The 19,193-nt window shown below is 39.6% G+C and carries 14 protein-coding genes; 11 read left to right on the top strand and 3 right to left on the bottom strand.

Annotation, left to right across the window (positions count from 1 at the left end; genetic code table 11):
- Nucleotides 1–10 precede the first annotated feature (10 nt).
- The 8 genes from JIG41_RS22315 (at nt 11) to JIG41_RS22280 (ending at nt 12,751) form a co-directional block, all read left to right on the top strand.
- The gene (locus JIG41_RS22315) at nt 11–490 is read left to right on the top strand and encodes a hypothetical protein (protein WP_065979597.1); all 480 of its coding nucleotides are present in this window, start codon (nt 11–13) and stop codon (nt 488–490) included.
- 486 nt (nt 491–976) lie between these two features.
- On the top strand, nt 977–1,558 hold the full coding sequence (locus JIG41_RS22310) for a hypothetical protein (RefSeq protein WP_199525491.1): 582 nt from the start codon (nt 977–979) through the stop codon (nt 1,556–1,558).
- An 11-nt stretch (nt 1,559–1,569) separates the two neighbouring features.
- On the top strand, nt 1,570–3,117 hold the full coding sequence (locus JIG41_RS22305; protein ID WP_199525490.1) for a S8 family serine peptidase: 1,548 nt from the start codon (nt 1,570–1,572) through the stop codon (nt 3,115–3,117).
- Between the two features lie 224 nt (nt 3,118–3,341).
- Nucleotides 3,342–4,727: a tRNA 5-hydroxyuridine modification protein YegQ gene (yegQ, locus tag JIG41_RS22300; RefSeq protein WP_199525489.1), complete on the top strand. Its 1,386-nt coding sequence runs from the start codon at nt 3,342–3,344 to the stop codon at nt 4,725–4,727.
- A 126-nt stretch (nt 4,728–4,853) separates the two neighbouring features.
- Nucleotides 4,854–8,162, top strand: a complete 3,309-nt coding sequence (locus JIG41_RS22295; protein ID WP_180311753.1) for an EAL domain-containing protein — start codon at nt 4,854–4,856, stop codon at nt 8,160–8,162.
- 500 nt (nt 8,163–8,662) lie between these two features.
- Entirely contained in the window at nt 8,663–9,451 is a 789-nt protein-coding gene (locus JIG41_RS22290; RefSeq protein ID WP_199525488.1) for an HD-GYP domain-containing protein, read from the top strand.
- Nucleotides 9,452–9,583: 132 nt separating this feature from the next.
- Nucleotides 9,584–9,868, top strand: coding sequence for a hypothetical protein (locus tag JIG41_RS22285; RefSeq protein WP_180311751.1), 285 nt, complete (start codon nt 9,584–9,586; stop codon nt 9,866–9,868).
- A 3-nt stretch (nt 9,869–9,871) separates the two neighbouring features.
- On the top strand, nt 9,872–12,751 hold the full coding sequence (locus JIG41_RS22280; RefSeq protein WP_083422858.1) for an EAL domain-containing protein: 2,880 nt from the start codon (nt 9,872–9,874) through the stop codon (nt 12,749–12,751).
- A 79-nt stretch (nt 12,752–12,830) separates the two neighbouring features.
- Here JIG41_RS22280 and JIG41_RS22275 read toward each other — a convergent pair whose 3' ends face one another.
- Genes JIG41_RS22275 through JIG41_RS22265 form a run of 3 tightly spaced genes read right to left on the bottom strand, consistent with a single transcriptional unit; the run spans nt 12,831 to nt 16,522 of the window.
- Complete coding sequence (locus JIG41_RS22275; protein WP_244887025.1) at nt 12,831–13,817, bottom strand: HupE/UreJ family protein; 987 nt, start codon at nt 13,815–13,817, stop codon at nt 12,831–12,833.
- The gene (locus JIG41_RS22270; RefSeq protein WP_036972395.1) at nt 13,814–14,683 is read right to left on the bottom strand and encodes a peptidyl-prolyl cis-trans isomerase; all 870 of its coding nucleotides are present in this window, start codon (nt 14,681–14,683) and stop codon (nt 13,814–13,816) included. Before JIG41_RS22270 ends, JIG41_RS22275 begins: the two co-directional genes overlap by 4 nt.
- 9 nt (nt 14,684–14,692) lie before the next feature.
- Complete coding sequence (locus JIG41_RS22265) at nt 14,693–16,522, bottom strand: DUF3604 domain-containing protein (RefSeq protein ID WP_036972394.1); 1,830 nt, start codon at nt 16,520–16,522, stop codon at nt 14,693–14,695.
- A 363-nt stretch (nt 16,523–16,885) separates the two neighbouring features.
- On the opposite strand from JIG41_RS22265, the gene JIG41_RS22260 reads away from it, so the two are divergent.
- Genes JIG41_RS22260 through JIG41_RS22250 form a run of 3 tightly spaced genes read left to right on the top strand, consistent with a single transcriptional unit; the run spans nt 16,886 to nt 18,525 of the window.
- Entirely contained in the window at nt 16,886–17,581 is a 696-nt protein-coding gene (locus JIG41_RS22260) for a HupE/UreJ family protein (RefSeq protein WP_199525487.1), read from the top strand.
- A gap of 22 nt (nt 17,582–17,603) precedes the next feature.
- Nucleotides 17,604–18,137, top strand: a complete 534-nt coding sequence (locus tag JIG41_RS22255; protein ID WP_199525486.1) for a hypothetical protein — start codon at nt 17,604–17,606, stop codon at nt 18,135–18,137.
- Between the two features lie 52 nt (nt 18,138–18,189).
- A complete protein-coding gene (locus JIG41_RS22250) occupies nt 18,190–18,525 on the top strand; it encodes a DUF6488 family protein (protein WP_199525485.1) in 336 nt (111 codons plus the stop codon).
- Nucleotides 18,526–19,193: the final 668 nt, after the last annotated feature.

Below are 19,193 nucleotides of genomic sequence, written 5' to 3'. Positions count from 1 at the left end.
AGAATTGTTTATGTTTAAAAATATAATAAAAATAATGTGCTTATTATCTGTGATTGGCACAGCTGAAAACTTACATGCACAAATCAATCAAGAATCGAACCCTGTAGAGGCTGAGTTTCCAACTGAACTTGAGACAACATGGGAACTTGATGAGGCTGCATCAATTGAGTACGCAAAGCGCTCTGTGTACTGGAATGATAATATCGCAAAGTTACTGCCTAAACTCATAGCGACGAATAAGCAAATAAAATATCGTTTTAATGAAAATGAGCTGGTGAGTGTACTCGAAGACACTAAACAGAAAATAGCGATTACCTTAAATAAACAAACCCTTACAACGTTTTTATTTAACTTTCAGCATGATGACAAGCAAGGTCATTTGAAAGTTGAAAAAGCGGCGGGCGGGCGAATTAACATTCAAGCTGAAGGCTTGCTTGGCTATCAATTTCTGTTGTGGAAAAAGCGCCGCGAACGCTTAACAGGCGTGTAAAAATTTTTATGAGAATGGCTTTGCTGTTAACATAACTAAATCAAAACCAATTATCCTGGATAGTTAATTGCGTTTGATCTAAAAAAGGTGGCCATAGGATTGGTCACCTTTTTTCTTTTCTCTGTTAGTTTCTCGTGTTTCAAAGCCATTCATCTCATAAGCGAATGGGTATCACAATGCACTATAACCACAGTGTAACAGTGTTTAATTAAGATCTTTTAATGTGCTATTTGGTGCTTGATTACACTTTGGTACAAACTGGTACATATGAACGTTGTGTGAATTTATTTTTAACAGGTTGTAAATAAAGGCGTTTTTTCTGCTTACATTTGTGCTGTTCATTTTTGCTTATTTCTGCGTATTGAATTCTCTTATTGGTTGCTCTAATACTGTGCTGTCGCTCTTAACTAGATGTATATACTCGAAATATTAGTTTGCGTCACAGTGGATAAAACGATAATGAAAACAAACTACAAGGAAAAAAATATGAAACTAACACAGTTAGGGTTGTTAATTGCAACAGCCGCTATATTGAGTGGCTGTGCAAAAATAGATGCACGAGTGTCAGCAGGTGGAACGCTTAATTCAAAAGGCGGAGCGGGCAAAGCTGTCTTTACTGCGCATGCTGCGCGATGCGATGGTGATGTATCTGGACAGGTTAATTATAAGGATTTAACAGCAATTGATTGGCAGCAAATGGGCGGTGTAGCGTTTAATGCAAACGTGTATGGTGCTGGATTATGCAGCGAAGAGCCCGTTGATCCTGAGGGCGCAGAGTCGGGTGATGAGCGTTTGTACTGTAAGCAAGATATTTGCACTGAGGGAATGTATCAGGTGGAGTTTAATTATAGCTCAACCAACCCAACAGCGCCGGGAGAGGGCGTTGGCTTTGCCTGTATGATGGATATTTCAGAAGGCGTTAAAACAGGGATTGGTGCAAACGGGCTCTTAAATGTGATGTTGCTTGAGTCTGGGCCATATCAAGGTTACAGCAATGCAGGAACAATCAGTGGTAACGTTCAGTTGCATGATTGCCCAGCGAGCAAAAACGATAAGACTGCACAATAACAAGGAGCCCAATGATGATTAATAAAAAAACAGTACTTGCTGCAAGTGTGGCTCTCGCATGTAGTTTCCCCAGTTTTGCAGAACAGACGTTTCGCATAGTGGTTGAAGCGAACAATAATAAAGCGTCAATTGTGAAATCGGCACTACAGGCTAAAAATGTCAAAATAGAAAAAGAAATTAAGTCACTCGAGAGTTTTGCAGTCACTATTAATAAAGCGCAATTGGCAGAGATAGCGGGTTTATCGAATATTAAAGCGTTTTACCCCGATGTACCTCGTAAACTGATGTCAGAAGAGCCGATGCAGTTCTTACCTTATGGCTATACGATGGTTCAGGCAGATAAAGTGCAGTATCAAGGCGGTCAAAAGGTGTGTGTCATTGATAGTGGTTATGCATTAAGTCACCCTGATTTACCGAGTGCGGGCGTGACCGGTTCAGCGGATGGTGGCGCGGGTGTTTGGTATGAAGACCCATTTGGTCATGGCACGCATGTTGCGGGCACGATTGCTGCAATTGATGACAACAAAGGCAGTGCCGGTATTGTGGGTGACCACTCTCTGGATATGCACATTGTGCGTGTATTTACAGGCAACGGTAGTTGGGCTTATGCCTCTGATTTAGCTGGGGCCATTGATGAGTGTCAGCAAGCGGGTTCAACAGTGATCTCCATGAGCTTAGGGGGCAAATATTCAAGTCCGATTGAAGAAAGAGCAATTAATAAAGTGGCGCGTAATAATATTTTAATGATTGCAGCTGCAGGTAACTCAGGCGATGCATCACACAGTTATCCTGCGTCTTACGATAGTGTGGTTTCAGTTGCCGCTGTGGATAGTGTTAAGCAACATGCAAGCTTTTCACAGCGCAGTTCACAGGTTGAGTTATCAGCGCCAGGGGTTGGGGTGTTCTCAACAATTCCTGTCGGTAAAGGACGTTTTTCAAAATTTAGTGTAATGCAGGATGATGTTAACTTTCAGCACTATGCATTGGATGGATCACGTTTTGGCTCGGTCACGGGTGAGCTTGTCGATTGTGGACGCGGCACCGAAAGCTGTGGTGATGTAACAGGCAAAATTTGTTTAGTTGAGCGTGGTGATAGCCCGTTTTATAGCAAGGTTGAGCAATGCGAAGCCGATGGCGGGGTGGGGGTTATTATGCGTAATAACATCGAAGGCCAGCTTGTGGGTAATATTAATCCAACGACACTGGTTGTGGGCGCGGTAATGATGAATGAGGGGCTTCATTTAATGGAGCAACTAGGGCAAGAAACCACAATAAGTGTTGCCGAGTTTACAGATCATGACTTTAAGTCAGGCACTTCAATGGCCACACCTCATGTATCTGGCGTGGCAGCTGTGGTGTGGAGTAATTTCCCTGAATGTACTGCAAATGGTATTCGCTTAGCGCTTCGTGCGTCGGCGGATGATCAGGGCGAGGCTGGGTATGATCATGCTTATGGCTGGGGGGTTGTTCAAGCAAAAGCCGCCGTTGATTATATTTCTGAGCATGGCTGTAGTGCGCCAAAAGGCGTGTTACGCGGGGGCGATGGCTCAGCTCATTAATTGACGAGTTATAAGATACATTGTTATTGATACCAAAGCGCCAAAAGGCGCTTTTTTTCGTTGTGTTTCGCAAGCAGCAATGTTTGGCGTTAATTAGCGGCTTAGTTACCTGCAATTATGATCTAGATCAATAAAATCTAGTCACAGATTATTATACTCCCGCGCTCGTTAATCATATTAATTCATGCAACAGATTTGTACTCGGTTCGATGTGTGGAGCATTCATGTCGTCACCTATTTTGACCCCTCGCCCTTTTACGCCTGAGTTGTTATCACCCGCAGGTAGTTTAAAAAATATGCGTTATGCTTTTGCTTATGGCGCAGATGCCGTTTATGCAGGTCAGCCTCGTTATAGCCTTCGTGTTCGTAACAATGAGTTTGATTTAGATAACTTGCAAATCGGTATTAATGAGGCACATGCACAAAATAAAAAGTTGTACGTTGTGTCGAACATTGCTTCCCACAATGCCAAAGTAAAGTCGTATTTACGCGATATTGAACCTGTCATCGCAATGCAGCCAGATGCGCTGATTATGTCAGATCCGGGCTTAATTATGCTGGTCCGTGAAAAATGGCCAGACATGCCAATTCACTTATCTGTACAAGCTAACGCAGTTAACTATGCCACGGTAAATTTTTGGGCAAAACAAGGCATTGAACGTGTTATTTTGTCGCGTGAATTATCACTTGAAGAAATTGCAGAAATACGCGAGTTATGCCCAAGCACAGAGCTTGAAGTCTTTGTTCATGGGGCATTATGTATGGCGTACTCTGGACGCTGTTTGTTGTCGGGTTATATTAATAAGCGCGATCCTAACCAAGGCACGTGTACGAATGCATGCCGTTGGAATTACGATGTAAAACCGGGCACCGAAAACGAAACGGGCGAAATGGTTCATAAAATTGATCCTAAATCAGTGATCCCCACACTCGGTGAAGGCGCGCCAAGTAATGAAGTCTATATGCTGGAAGAGCAAGGTCGCCCTGGTGAATACATGCCTGCATTTGAAGACGAGCATGGCACTTACATCATGAATTCAAAAGACTTACGCGCCGTACAGTATGTTGATCAGCTTACAAAAATGGGCGTACATAGCCTAAAAATTGAAGGGCGCACAAAGTCTTTCTATTATGTGGCGCGTACCGCACAAGTTTACCGTAAAGCAATTGATGATGCGGTGGCTGGACGTCCTTTTGATGCAAACTTATTTAAAACGCTTGAGAACTTAGCACACCGTGGTTACACCGAAGGCTTTTTAAAGCGCCATGCACACCAAGACTATCAAAACTATGAGTACGGTCACTCGGTATCAGATAAACAACAGTTTGTTGGTGAAGTGCTGGGGCGTACTAGCAATGGGTTGGTTGAAATTGATGTTAAAAATAAATTTTGTACGGGTCACTCGCTTGAGTTAATGACACCTAAAGGCAATATCAACTTTAACCTTGAGTTTATGGAAAACAAAAAGGGCGAATCAATCAGCGATGCAAAAGGCTCAGGCCATATTGTAAAAATCCCTCTACCGGAAGATATTGATTTAGACCACGCAATTTTGATGCGTAACCTCGATGCTAATCAAGATACACGGAATCCTTTTAATAAAGGTTAGTTTTCATTCTGTTGCGCTAAGCAATAGTTAGCGCAACACCGACAGATTTTTTCATTATTTATCTACACTTAACTGTTATTTTTACTATCCTTTTTAGTAATACTTATAAAAATAGTTAAAAGCTTAGTGAAACAGTTTGTACATACTTCTCATCATAAAGAACTTGTAAATACCTTACCTTACATTGGTGTCGGTGTGTTGCTATTAGCCATCGTACTACTGCTAGAAAAGGTCGGTTTAATTGCTACTGAACCTTTTTATGTAGGCATGCACACCAGTGTTGAGCTTTTCTCAGTTGTTATTTCATTCTTAATTTTTGCTATTGGATGGAATACATGGCACTTCACCCGGAATAGCAAGTTATTGTTGCTATCTTGTCTTATGCTGTGTGTTGCTATTTTTGATGCGTTGCACTTTTTGAGTTTTTCAAGTGTCAGTGATCACGAGAAAAACATGGAGCAAGTGTTTGCTTTTTGGCTGTTTGCCCGGTTTTTTAATGCCGCTGCATTTTTAGTGATTGCAACCGCTATTTGGGTGAATTATAAGCTGTTTAATGCGCGTGTTGTGCTGAGTACTTTACTTAGTGTGACCGCGTGTATTGTGGCTGTTGTATTTTATTTTCCCGATTGGTTGCCCACGTTGTACATTGAAGGAGGTGGCAGCAGTCAACAAAAGTGGCTGATAGAAATAACACTGATTACGCTCTACAGCCTTGCTGCGTGTATGTTTGCATCGCAATTAAGAAAACCAAGAAACACTCTAAATATCGCTGGGAAAACGCTTGTTTGTTTGTTGGCTATATTAAGTGAGGCGTGTTTTACGCTCTATAATGATGCCTCGCATGTAACCGATACACTTAACTTCTTTGGTCATATTTATAAAGGTTTGACCTACTTTTTATTATATAAAATCGTGTTTGTTGAAACCGTCATCAAACCCTATGCTGATCTTGAAAATTCAACAGAGCAGTTATCTGCAACGCTCACCGCTTTACCCGATTCTGTTTTTGAGCTTGAGCGAGATGGCACGTTTAAAACTATTTACAGTGACAATTCGCCGAGTCGTGTCTTTTCGAACAATGTGTTAGGTCGCAATATTTGTCAGCTTTTTGCTCCTCAACATGCACCGCAGTTTATACACTCACTGCAACAAAATCATTTATTTGGATTATTTACTATCGATGCATTACCTCTCTTAATTAATGGACGTACGCATCATTTTGAATTCTCTGTGACGTTGTTTACTTATGAAAATGAGCATGAAACTTATTTAGTTGTCGCGCGTGACGTAACAGAAAAAATAGGGCAAATGGCAGCACTGCTTCAACAAAGTAAGTTTAATAAGGGATTGCTTACATTGACCGAAATTTCGTTTCAGGAAGATCAAGAAACCTTGCTTAATTATGCCGTTGAGCAAGCCCGTGAAATTGCAAATTGTGATGGTGCATCGCTCTATATTTGTAATGAACATAAGCAGCTCGCTTACCGTGCGGTGCATGGCTCAAAACTGGATGTATGTACCAGTAAGTTGCAAGAAAAAGTCGCTGTTGGAGAAGCAGTCATTGTTAATCGCAAGCAAGCAAAAGAGTTTGGCTTGCCAAGTAATGCCAGCTCTTTGCTGGTGGTGCCGGTTGTGCGTCATGGCAAATGTCAGTTAGCGATTATTTTGCAACACACAGAAAAAACATTTTCAGTTCATGATAAAAACATGCTCACCGTGTGGGCCGAATCAGTGTGGCAGTGGTTTAATAAAATCACGTTGAATAAACGCATGCATATTTTATCTCAAGCTGTAGAGCAAAATCCGCACCCTATTATGTTTACGAATACGGATGCCAAAATTGAATATATGAATCGGGCGTACTTAGACATGTGTCAGTATGGTTACGATGAACTTATAGGCCAAAGTCCGAACATGATCAGCGCAGGTCAAACGGATTTAGGTGTTTATCAGGGGATGTGGCAACAGCTAAATAATAAACAGGCGTGGGTTGGTTCATTGGTTAATAAAACTAAACACGGAGATGCTATTGTAGAGCAAACAACCATATACCCCATTTTTGATAAGCAAGGAGCAATCAGTAATTACATTTCTTTTCAACATGATATGACTAAGCAAGTCGAAAGTGAAAGCTTAATACATCAGCTTTCTTACTTTGATCAGCAAACAGGGCTTGCCAATCAAGTGAAGTTACAAATGGAATTTGAGCAGGTCATAAAAGCGCATGTCGGTATTAAATCAGCCTTTATCTTAATTGGCTTAGACAACTTTAAAATTCTTAATAAGGCTCTGGGAATAGGGAATTGCAACTTAATACTGCAGAACTTGAGTGCAAGAATGAGTAATTTTATGGGTGAACAAGTCATGGTTGCGCGTTTACAAGGTGACCGCTTTGCATTTATTACCCCCTATACATCGACAGAAGAGATTGATAAGTGTACTCATAACTTACTCAAAGTGATCAGAGAACCCTTATCAATTAACGACGAGTTAATTGTTGTAACGGCCTCGATAGGGGTTGCCCTGTGCCCGCTGGATGCCAGTGACTTTGAATCTTTATTGCAGATGGCTGAGTCGGCTATGTTTGAGGTGAAGAAACTAGGCCGTAATAATGTCTTGTTTTATGCTGAAGAAATGAATAAGGCAGGTGTGAGGCACGCTCAGATCATTAATGCTATCAATTACGCACTAAAAAATAACGAATTTTCACTCGTATTTCATCCTCAAATAGAACTAGCAACAAACAAAATGGTAGCCGCTGAGGTTTTATTGCGCTGGCATTCAGCTTCGTTAGGCTGTGTTTCACCCGCTGAGTTTATTCCGATTGCAGAACGTTGTGGCCGAATTAGTGACATTGATGATTGGGTTTTTGAAAATACCGTAAAAACGATTCGTCAATGGCGCGATAATGGGATGCCAGCGCTCACTTTTGCCATCAATTTATCGGCTACCAAATTTGTTAAAAAGAACTTGCTACGTAGTTTGACCACGGTACTGCAAAAATATTCCATTGAGCCGAGCTGTATTGAACTTGAGCTGACTGAGACGATTGCGATTGGTAATCCACAGTTTGCATTAAACACGATAACTAAACTGCGTGAAGCTGGATTTAAAATGTCGATTGATGATTTTGGGACGGGTTACTCATCAATGGGTTACCTTAAGGAATTTGCACTAGATAAGTTAAAAATTGATAAGTCATTTATTGATAATTTAGAACATCCAACTAAAGCAGATATTGCCATTGTAAAAGCCATGATTGATCTGGCGAAAGCACTTGATATGGAGTCGATAGCAGAAGGCGTTGAGTCAGAAAAACAATTACAAACCCTAAAAGAGTTGGGCTGCATTCAGATCCAAGGTTATTACCACAGTAAACCAATGCCAATTGATGCGTTTTATACATACGCTACTCATGAACGCGATAAGAATTGACGATTATTTATTAAGAAACTAATTACCTTTATTAGGTATTATTTTGGGTTGTTTAATTTAATATTTAATTACCTTTATTAGGTATTTCATCGAATTATTTACTGTATAGTATTGTATTATAAAAAGTGTTTTTTTAAATTAAATTGCAATTATCTTTTTTTGATTCATAGTCTTAGCTTGTTTCTGATTTATATTGATGTAATTTAACTTTTTAAGTAAAATAGAACGACTAAAGGATTAATTGTCAATGGGAAGACGATGAGTAACTAATGTTTTTTTATTACAAGGTTACTTAGATTGAAAAAAATACAATCCAATCAATTAAAGAAAGGTATGTTAGTTAGGGTCAATGAACACTGGCTAAAAACTCCTTTTTTACAAATAAAGTTAAAATTAAGTCTGAAGGCGATAAGCACAAACTCAAGCAATTTGAGGGATCGTTATATGTCTCTGAAGACAAATCGGTTGGTGCGCTGAATAAAGGGTTATCAATCCTTAAAGTGGCACTTGAAGACTGTGGCCAATCAGATGTATTAAACAACAAGGCGATAACTCAAGCCGTTACAAATATTGTTTTATTTGTGCTTAATGATGCCAGTCGTCTGGATTTAATATACGAAAAAATTAGCGAAGACTCCCAATCATTTCGAGAGTCCGTGCGGTTATTGGTGTTAATTACTTTATTCTCAAAAGAAATAAAATTAAGAAAAGACAAACTCATCCCTTTTGCAAAGTCAGCATTCTTAAAAGACATTGGCATGTCTTTGATCCCGCCTGATTACAAGCAAAGTAAGCAGTTAAGCGCGAAAGCAATTGACAGTGTTCATGAGCACGTTGTGTTGGGCTGCCGCGAGTTGCAAAGCCGCGGCATTGAAGACAATGTGATCAAGATTATCAAGTGCCACCATGAAAATTGTGATGGCTCTGGTTACCCTCATGGCCTAATAAAACCCGAAATCCCCCTTGAAGCACGCATAATTCGTATCATTGATACATACGTTGCTTTAACTTCACAGCGTCATTATCGCGAAAAGTTCTCACGTGTAGAAGCGATTGAGAAAGTTTATCACGCCGCTCAAATTGGTAAGTTTGATCATATATTAACGACTAAATTTATTAACTTTATTCGTCTTTATCCAAAAGGTGCAAAGGTTGAATTAAATGATAAGTCGCAGGCTATTGTTAATAAAGATCTCGCGAATGGCACCGTTGAGTTAGCTGATAGCCACACAGTTGAAAAATCAATTGTTGACAAAGTTAATATAGCTAAATGTCTGTGGTTTATATAACACGCCTCTATTTTTATTTTTAATCTAGCTAAATAAAACCCTTTATATTGAACTGGCATTTTTAAATGAGCCAGTAAATGTTGTGCATTTAATTTTTAAATCCATTAAAAGACTGTAAATGGAACAGATATCATGCGAAGTGATTTACCAATAAATAATTTAGAAAAAATACTCTCGACTTTAAATAGTTCACTGTTTCTTTCACAAAAAGTAGGTGTTGATGAAGAACAGTTAATTGGTAAAGATTTTAATTTTTTATGCTGCTTTGAGTTTTCAAACGCTGTGTTTTATACAATGAAAAAACAATTAAAAACCTTGAATTTAAAGGTTTTAAAAAGTCATGCTGTTGCTCAAAGTAAGCATGATGAAGACGCTTTAGCTACGCCTATGTTTGCTGTAATTTGGCAAGGAGAATAGACAATGTACATCTCTAAAGCGGGTTTTAAGTGTCAGGGTGTAAATAACCATTATTTTGTTTTGTTTTCGAGCTTAATTATTGGGGCTTTAATATGCTTTTTTGTGCTTGAAAGTATCGATATATTTTCACAAAAAAATACTGAAATACTGCATTTAACAACGGAGCTATTGTCAGTTTTTGTTTTCTCATCAGTGGTACTGCTTGAATTTCAGCGCCTTGACGGCCGCTACGCAGAACAAACGAATATCATCATATTCGGATTTAGTATTGTCCTAATGATGGACTACATGAACGCGATTTCGTTTGCTGGTATGCCAGCGTTTATTACGCCCAGCTCAAGTCAAAAGTCGATTTTCTTTTCTTTAGCTGCGCGAATGTTTGAATTACTGACGTTTGCAGCCATTGCGGCCTCACTGACTTTTCATGGCAGGAAAATGGTATGGCTAAGCTGTGGGTTAATTGTTTCAGTTATTTTAATCGCGTTCGGCACCTTGTTTGCTTATAACCTACCGTCTCTCTTTATTTATGGCGAAGGCGTGTCCATTGTAAAAATAACCTTAGAAAATGTTCTATTAATTGGTTATGTCGTCGTGGCTTATTTGTTTTACAAGAAACATAACGTAGATGGTGAAAAAAGGTACCTTCATTTTGCATTATCATCAGTTTGTATGGCGTTGTTTTCATTGTTGGTTACCCAGTATCAAACCCTGTCTGATACCTACCTTGTCATTGCGCATTTGGTGAAGTTATGTGGTGCGTTATTTATCTATAAAAGCGTATTTATTGAGGGGGTTTTATATCCTTATTCAATGGTGAACAAGGCTGAGCTGTATGCATCTAAAAAGAAAAATGAGCTGAAAACAATCTTAGATAATATGAACATAGGTGTGCTCAGATTAAGCGCTGATTTTAAGTTGAGTTATTACAATCAGAATGCGCTAAAAACCTACTTTTATTTACGTACACCGACTCAGGGTAAGTATATTCATGATGTTTTCCCTCCCGATGTTATCGATAAAGTATTGCCTTTTTTAAGGACGGCATTAAAGGGAGAACAAGTTAAGTTTTCGATAAACCTCAAAGGGCTCGATGAGGAAACGTTGTTTCTTGATGTTAATGTGATCCCAGAAAATGATAAGTCAGAAAAAGTAATTAGCCTGTTATGTTTGATTGAAAACATGACCGAAATGAAGCTCGCCGAAAAAGAAAATGAAGAGCTCAATAGAAGTCGAGCAGAACTAAAAAAGGCCCTTGATCAGCATGCGATTGTCGCGACCACCAATAGCAAGGGAGTAATCACGAGTGTGAATGAAAAGTTTTGCAACATATCGCAATTTTCTGCTGCAGAGCTTATCGGAAAAACCCATGCGTTAGTCAATTCTGGGACGCATCCCCCGCGCTTTTTTAAAACTATGTGGCAAACAATTCGCAGTGGTCAAGTGTGGTCAGGAGAAGTCTGTAACCGTGCCAAAGATGGCAGCTTATATTGGGTTAACTCAACCGTCGTTCCTTTTATTGATGAAAATAACAAGCCGTATAAGTACATTGCTATTAGAGCTGATATTACCGACCGTAAACTTGCAGAGCAAAATGTTCATCGCTTAGCAATGTATGACGAGTTAACTAATTTACCTAACCGACGTCATCTTATCGACAAAGCAAAGTCATTGGCTAAATCAAAGCATCATACCCAAGGCCACAGTTACGCCTTACTGCTGATTGATTTAGATAATTTTAAAATGATCAATGACACTTTAGGGCACAGTATTGGTGACTTACTGTTAAAAGAAGTCTCGCGCCGTTTAGAAAGTATTGTTTTATCGCCTAATTTAATTGCCAGATTAGGGGGCGATGAATTCGTTATTTTACTGGATGATCCTACGTGCATAAAAGATGGTGACTTTCATTCTGTGGATAGCTTTGCGCAAAACATACGTGAAACGATTTCGCGTGTTTTTTACCTTGATGGGTATGAAGTTCATACAACACCTAGCATTGGCCTCACAATCATTAATGCATGCGACTTTGAATTGTCAGAGGCACTGAAGCAGGCTGATATTGCGATGTATCACTCTAAGGAGCGAGGGCGAAATATGATTAGTTTTTATGACCCGAAATTACAAGCATCTATTTTAGAGCGAAATGAAATAAACCAAGGGTTGATCAATGCCATTGCCAAAAAAGAGTTAAACGTTGTGTATCAACCTATTCATAACACCAGCAAAGAACTGATTGGTTATGAGGCATTACTGCGATGGGATAGCCCTAAATTAGGGAGCGTTTCACCAGATGTTTTTATACCTATAGCAGAAGAAACAAAACAAATTAATCAAATAGGGCAGTGGGTTCTTGAGCAAGTGTGTGAAGAAATGAGCAAAAATGATGCGTATTCAAACCCTAATTTAAGTGTAGCTGTTAACGTCAGCGCGCTGCAATTTCAAGACCCTAACTTTGTTCCGCAAGTGCTTGAGACAATTAATCGATTTTCAATACAACCTTCACGGTTAAAACTAGAGTTAACCGAAGGGGTTATTTTAATGGGCACCGAGATGCTCATAAAGCGAATGAAGGATCTAAAAAACTTGGGTATCAACCTCTCTTTAGATGATTTTGGAACCGGTTATTCTTCGCTTAGCTACTTAACGCGGTTTCCGATTGATACGTTAAAAATCGATAAGTCATTCATCGATAAAATGCTGATTAGCTCCGAAGACGAGTCGGTTGTGAAAGCGATTCTCACCTTAGCGACAAGCTTAGGAAAAAATGTGATAGCCGAGGGGGTTGAATCAGAAGAGCAATTTCAATACTTAAAACGTTTAGGGTGTCAGTTTTTCCAAGGTTATCTATTAGGTAAGCCACAAAGTTTTAACCACCGTGAATAATGATTGATGAGTGCACGTAAGGCATTTTATTTATTCTCGCTGAGAGAGTGGCAAATAACATGCCTTACGTTAAACACGATTAAAAAAACATACCTTCAATGCGCTCAATAAGCCAAAAACAGGCAAGGCTACCAATACCGTATGCCGCAAACGTAGCCGCGGGTTTTGGCACTTTAATAAGGTGCTTAGTAATGGCAACGGTGCCTAAAATAGCGGTAATGAAAAACAATTGGCCAAGCTCAACCCCTAAGTTAAAAAACAAGAGAGCTGCAGGCACATCGACTTGTGGTAAGCCAATGTCTTTTAGTGCTCCCGCAAAACCAAAGCCATGCAATAAACCAAATATAAATGCGACTAACCAAGGCCATTTTGTTGTTAGGCTGTGTTGATTGTGTCTAATACGTATTGATTCAGCTGCAATCAGTAAAATACTCAATGCGATGAGTGCCTCAACGGGAGGAGGTGGCAGTGATACATAACCAAATGTTGCTAACCCGAGCGTGATTGAATGTGCTAATGTAAACGCGGTGATTGTTTTAAATAACGTGACCCAGCCTCTAACAATTAGCATCAATGCTGCAACAAATGCCAGGTGATCCCAGCCCTCTAAAATATGCTCAATTCCGAGTTTTGTATAAGAGGTGATGATTTGCCAAATACTGCCTTCGCTTGGAATCGAAAGCGTATTTTCATTCGGCTTCATTAATAAACTATATTGACTCCCGTTCAACAATTTTATGTTGATTAAAGTATCGATAGTGGTGCGGTTTAGGTTTTCAATTGTCAGTGTTGTTCCTGCAAGTTCTGTATCGGCATTTAACCGATATTGAAACAATACAAATCCATTTATTACCATGTGATTCGGTAATGGAGAAAGTGAAAACTGAGGCTCGAAAACAGGGCGTATATTCTGCACTAAGTTATTGTTAGTGGGTACTTTCCAAAGTAAATTATACTCGTGTTCAGTCACTTGATTAATTTGTAAATACGCGGGGCGAATTTCATGTGCAAACCCTGAACTTCCCCATATTAATAGCAAGGCAAAACAAAATACTTTCATTCTCATAATGCGGCAAACTCTTGCTCTATTTCCGTCGGAATGGTGTCAGCTTCCAATCGAACGCGATACTTTTTAAGCAACGTTTCGAACATTTTTTGCTGTGAGTCGATGACTGCATAGTATTTATACTGCTCTAAAACATAGTCTTTAATATCACTGAAAGGGGCTAAATGTTCGGGGGTATTATTGGCAATTTTAACGAGGTGCAAACCAAAACCAGACTCAATGGGCCCAACCCATTGCTCTGTTGGCTGCTTAGCGAGTTGCTCAACAAAGGTGCCTCCAAATGCATTCTTGAGGGTGTTTTCAGGCATGAGAGGCCAGTTGTTAGGCACTGAACGGCGATTCTCAAAACTGTTTAGTGTATTTGGATTTGCTATTAGTTGGGCGCGAATTTCACTCAGTTTTGGCTCTTGAGCCTCTTGTGGCGTTAATATAACTTGCTCAAACGCGAATGATTGCGCAATGGTAAACAGTTCTGGGCGAGCTTGATGAAACTCTTTAAGCTGTTGCTCAGAAGGGAGCTGCATTAAATTGCTGAGATCGCTGGCAACTGCTTCCATTTTCTGTGCAAGTCGCGTACGAATTATTTCATCACTTTGATCAAGACCCATGGTTAACGCTTCACGGTAAAATACCTCTTTGCGAATATGTCGCTCAAGAATGGCAGCAATATCCTCATTCGAAGGTTCATGTTTCCACTGCGCTTTCCAAAGGGTTTTTAGGTGATCAAACTTAGCTTGATCGACCACTATTACATACTCATTGTTTTCTGATTCTTGCGAAGGTGCAAGGTAATTCCATGCTGCAAATAAGAGTGAGCCTAATACCAGAAAATGAGTAATAGGCTCTTTTAAAATACGTTTAATCATTAATTATACTTACTCTACTTCGTACCAAATAGGTGAGGCCCATGCGCGTTCTACAATTTGACGTTTTACATCATCAGGGTATTTAACACCGGCATTTATTTCGTCATATAACGTCCAACGTGCTGTTGGCAGTTGCAAAACACGCACATAATAAAATGCTTCTTGATTTGGGTCCCAGTCAGGGTCTGTCCATACTGACATAAGTTCAACAGCCCCTTTTACTTGATTGAATTCACCCGTTTTAAGATTTATAGGGGCATCAATAGGGGTAACACTTCCATCTGCTTTTAGGCGATCTCCCGAGGCTACAACGTCATAAACGTGGTCTTTCATTTCACCGTTTTCGTACCACCCTTTAATAATTTGGATACGATCTAAGTTTGGGCCAATAGGATCTTTGATTGCCCATACTAAAAACTCAGGGGCTTTTTTACCTTTGTAGTCGCCGCCCATCGGCACGCCCTTTTCATAACCATCTTTTACAAGGTCGGTGTAATTTTTGTAACTTTTATTGAACCCTTGGCCTGCAAAAAAACGGACTTTCATACGTGGGCCGCTGGTGGCAAAGGTTTCTTTTGCTTGCATTGAATCCCAAATCGCACTGCGCGTATTTGAATTAGCCCACACAGCAGTCAACGCGCCAGGACTGGAGTCTGCAATCAGCATTTCGCCTTCAAGCATTGCCTTAGAACGTACGTCGGCTGTTTGGTCGGCATAGCCGTGACTACCGACAGCGTAATTGTCTTCTTCAACGTTACTTGGTGTGCCATTATGGCTGTCTGTTCCGCCAACAAACCCATATTTAAAAGGGTTAACTCCAAGCTCTGCATGATATTTAATGCCGCGTCCTAGTCCATAACGCACATAGTTTTCTTTTATGAACGCACGACCATTAAACTTTTGAATTGACACTGCATTTTCAAAGTCTGCAAATTCGTCATTGGGCCAAAAGTTGGGTATAACTTCTGAATTACCCTTAACTTGCATCATTTCAATGAGTGGCTCCATACTGGCCCGTTTTTCAGCATATTCTTTGTTTACGGGTACGCCTGAAAGACTTGCTTCAGCAAATAATAAGCCTTTCGATTCATTTGAGTTATGTGGTATTGCGAACACTTTTTTGCCACTGTCGCGTTGTGTTTGCATCCATGCCCATAACTGCTCAGGATCGGCCCCTTCGTTTGATGAAAAAGGCATATCAGGGACATTGTTATCTCTAAAGAAAACATTGCGATGTTGGTTAGCCCCCCCAGGAGCAGATGTCCACTCGTAGGCATGTATGGTAGTGAATTTACCTGGTTGATAATGCTTTTCAGTGGCTTCTATATTTTTTTGCCATGTAGATTTAATGGCTTCTTGGCCTTGAAAAAATGCAGGGTGAGGTTCTCCACCGCCTGCTAATGGGGCTAATACGTACTTATTATAAAGTTTTAATGCCGTTTCTAAATCTGGAGCTTCACGAAAAGCAACGGCTATTTCGTGGTCGTAACCAGGTGCCCCTTCATTCATTAGGCTAAAGGCTTCTCCCATAAACTCTGAGTGATCTGTAACAGCAACAAAATCAAGTGGTCGTTTTATTTTGTGGAGACTACCATTCACCATCATTTCTTCGCCTTTAGCAAAGCGATAGGCGTCATCAGGCGTTAGTCTATTACCCGCAATAAACGCATCCATCGACACACCTGTATGGACATGTTGCTCACCGAAGAACGCTTCTTTTAATGGGTAGACCTTGGCATTGTTAGGTTTTTGTTCGGCTTTTGCAGAAAAAGCTAACGGCAAAGAGCAGGCTAAAGCGATTGAAATAGTTGTAGATATAAGTGAAATCCGTGCACACATTTTGAGCACTCCTCGCAGTAAATGTGGTGATGTATATTTTTTAGATACTAACTGATTAAAAAATAGCAGGCTTTGTGTAGAAGAACCATCAAAAGCGACTTTTTTTTGCACGAATAAGGAGTGCTGAACTTTTGTTTGATGAAGGAAATTATTTCTAAGTCGGTTGAATTAACAGTCATTACTGCAAATGATGAAGATAACGTTATAAAGGAGAAAACGTAAATCAAACGTTGCAATTAATGTTAAACCACTTAAGTCTAGTTAACAGTTTAGTTGGCCAAGCAGGTTTATCTGCGCTTTATAACATGTGATAAAAATTGAAAGGCGTATTACTTGAAAGAATTAGATGTACAGGAAGTTGGAATGCAAAATAAGCTATTAAAAATGAGCTTACTCTTTTTGATTGCGGTGCTTGGGCTCGTCAGTATTGATGTGTTGGCACATGGTGTAGATGACAACACCCGTGCATTTTTAGAGCAAAATCAGGGAATACAATTTGTCCCGTTTTTGTATATTGGTGCAAAACATATGATCACAGGCTATGACCATTTATTATTTTTAGTCGGTGTGATTTTCTTTTTATATCGCAGCAAAGATGTGTTGCTTTATGTGACGATGTTCACTCTTGGTCACAGTACTACGCTTTTGCTCGGTGTACTGGGTGATATTAACGTTAATGCTTACTTAATTGACGCGATTATCGGTTTTTCTGTTATTTACAAAGGGTTTGATAACCTAGGTGGGTTTAAACGCTGCTTTAACTGGCAACCCAATACAAAAGTAGCGGTGCTGATTTTTGGCTTGTTTCATGGTTTTGGTTTAGCGACGAAGTTACAAGAGTTTCAATTACCAGAGGATGGTTTATTAGTTAATTTAATTGCGTTTAATATTGGTGTTGAATTGGGGCAATTTGCAGCGCTTATCTTTATTTTAATTGCCATAAATGCGTGGCGACATTTTCCATCATTCCAACGTTTTTCGACCTTAACAAATACAGCACTCATGAGTGCTGGTGTGATGTTAGTTGGTTTTCAATTAACGGGTTATTTCGTTAGTTAACACATAAAAAAAAGAGATGAGTATGCAACACACAGTGAGTTTAAAGACCTTAATTATAGCGAGCGTATCGTCAACGGTTGTTGCGGCCATTGCTCTGGTGACTTTAATTCTTCCGGCCGAATATAACATTGACCCAACGGGTCTTGGCCATAAGCTTGGCCTAACCAGCATTGCGATAGCTGCAGAGACAGACGCACAACCAAGTCAATCACCGACAGGGAATAAAGGCACCGACGATGAATTTCAGATCATTGAAGTAATCGTTCCTGCAGGTAGAGGAGTTGAATATAAGTTTGCAATGCCCCAACATGCCAAAATGACCTATGAATGGTTAACAGAGGGTGAGCCATTGTATTTCGATTTGCATGGTGAACCAAAAGGTGACACAACGGGGTATTTTGAAAGCTATACGATTGCCACCAGTAATGAAATGAAAGGAAGCTTCACAGCTCCCTTTGCCGGTTCACACGGTTGGTACTGGAAAAATAAAACAGATAACCCAATTGCCGTACAGCTGCTTGTTAAGGGTGAATATGAAGTGATTGGCTTAAAATAATAAACGGCATAATTAAACACATGGTAAAAGTAAAAACCAGGAGAGAAAAGTAATGAATCGATTATTTACAACAGCGTTAATCTGCATTGCATTAGTGAGTGTTGGGGCGTTGGCGCACAGTGGCCATGATCTTATTAATGACCAAAAAGCAATGAATATTGCTGCCAAGTCAATCAAGAAAATGACTTTTAAGGATTATGGTTTTGAAGTTGGTAAACTCGATGCTTCATGGAAAGAGGTAGCAAACGATAAGCTCTCAATAGTCCATGTTGAAGAGGGCTATTATGTTGTCAAAGTAGAAAATAACCAAAATGAGAAAAATATCTTCTTTAAGATAGCTAAGACTGGCGAATTGTTAGATGTGAAGTCCAATCATGATTTTGAATAGCTGAAAGCCATCAGCGTGCAATATAAATGAGCCACTCTGATAACTAGCTGTGTAATTCATCTATCAATAAACATGACCTTAATTTAGATAAGTGCAACGGGGCTACTTTCAGGTATACAGTGGAGAGGTGGGGAGCAATAAATTTCAATATTTTTATTGAAAATGATGTTTTTTACCTTGTTTTTACTTCATGCATAGATAATAAATAAGCCAAAAAGTGGCAGGAAACGTGTCCTCAATTTGGTTCTTATTTAGATTGAGATTGAACTGCTACTGTAATATTAAATGGGGATTAAGTTTGATGTTACTTGCTATCATGATGGCAGAACTATAAGACGGAGTTGGCATTCTTCAAATATAGGAAGATGAAGGCAGTGAGGCATATTGCCAGTATGTGACTGAACTTTAGAATACAAAAGTCTCAAGTGAGCGTTCAAGAGACAATAACTCACTTTTGGACAAAAGTTACTTAGAGTAATACCATTCCGCATAAAGATTAAATCAACTTTATCCATTCCCGATTACACATCTTCATCACTCGCTCCGGTATTGAAATAAAGTGATTCCATGCTTTTGAAACTTCATCAACAATTTCGTCATAGCCCGAAAACACTCTATTGGATAAACAGTGTTGTCGTATCCAGTTCCATACTTGCTCTATTGGGTTT

It is taken from the genome of Pseudoalteromonas sp. bablab_jr011, assembly GCF_016464045.1.
Classification (GTDB): Bacteria; Pseudomonadota; Gammaproteobacteria; order Enterobacterales; family Alteromonadaceae; genus Pseudoalteromonas; species Pseudoalteromonas lipolytica.
The sequence above is the reverse complement of the archived record's forward strand: the minus strand, read 5'-3'. Positions and strand labels throughout refer to the sequence as shown.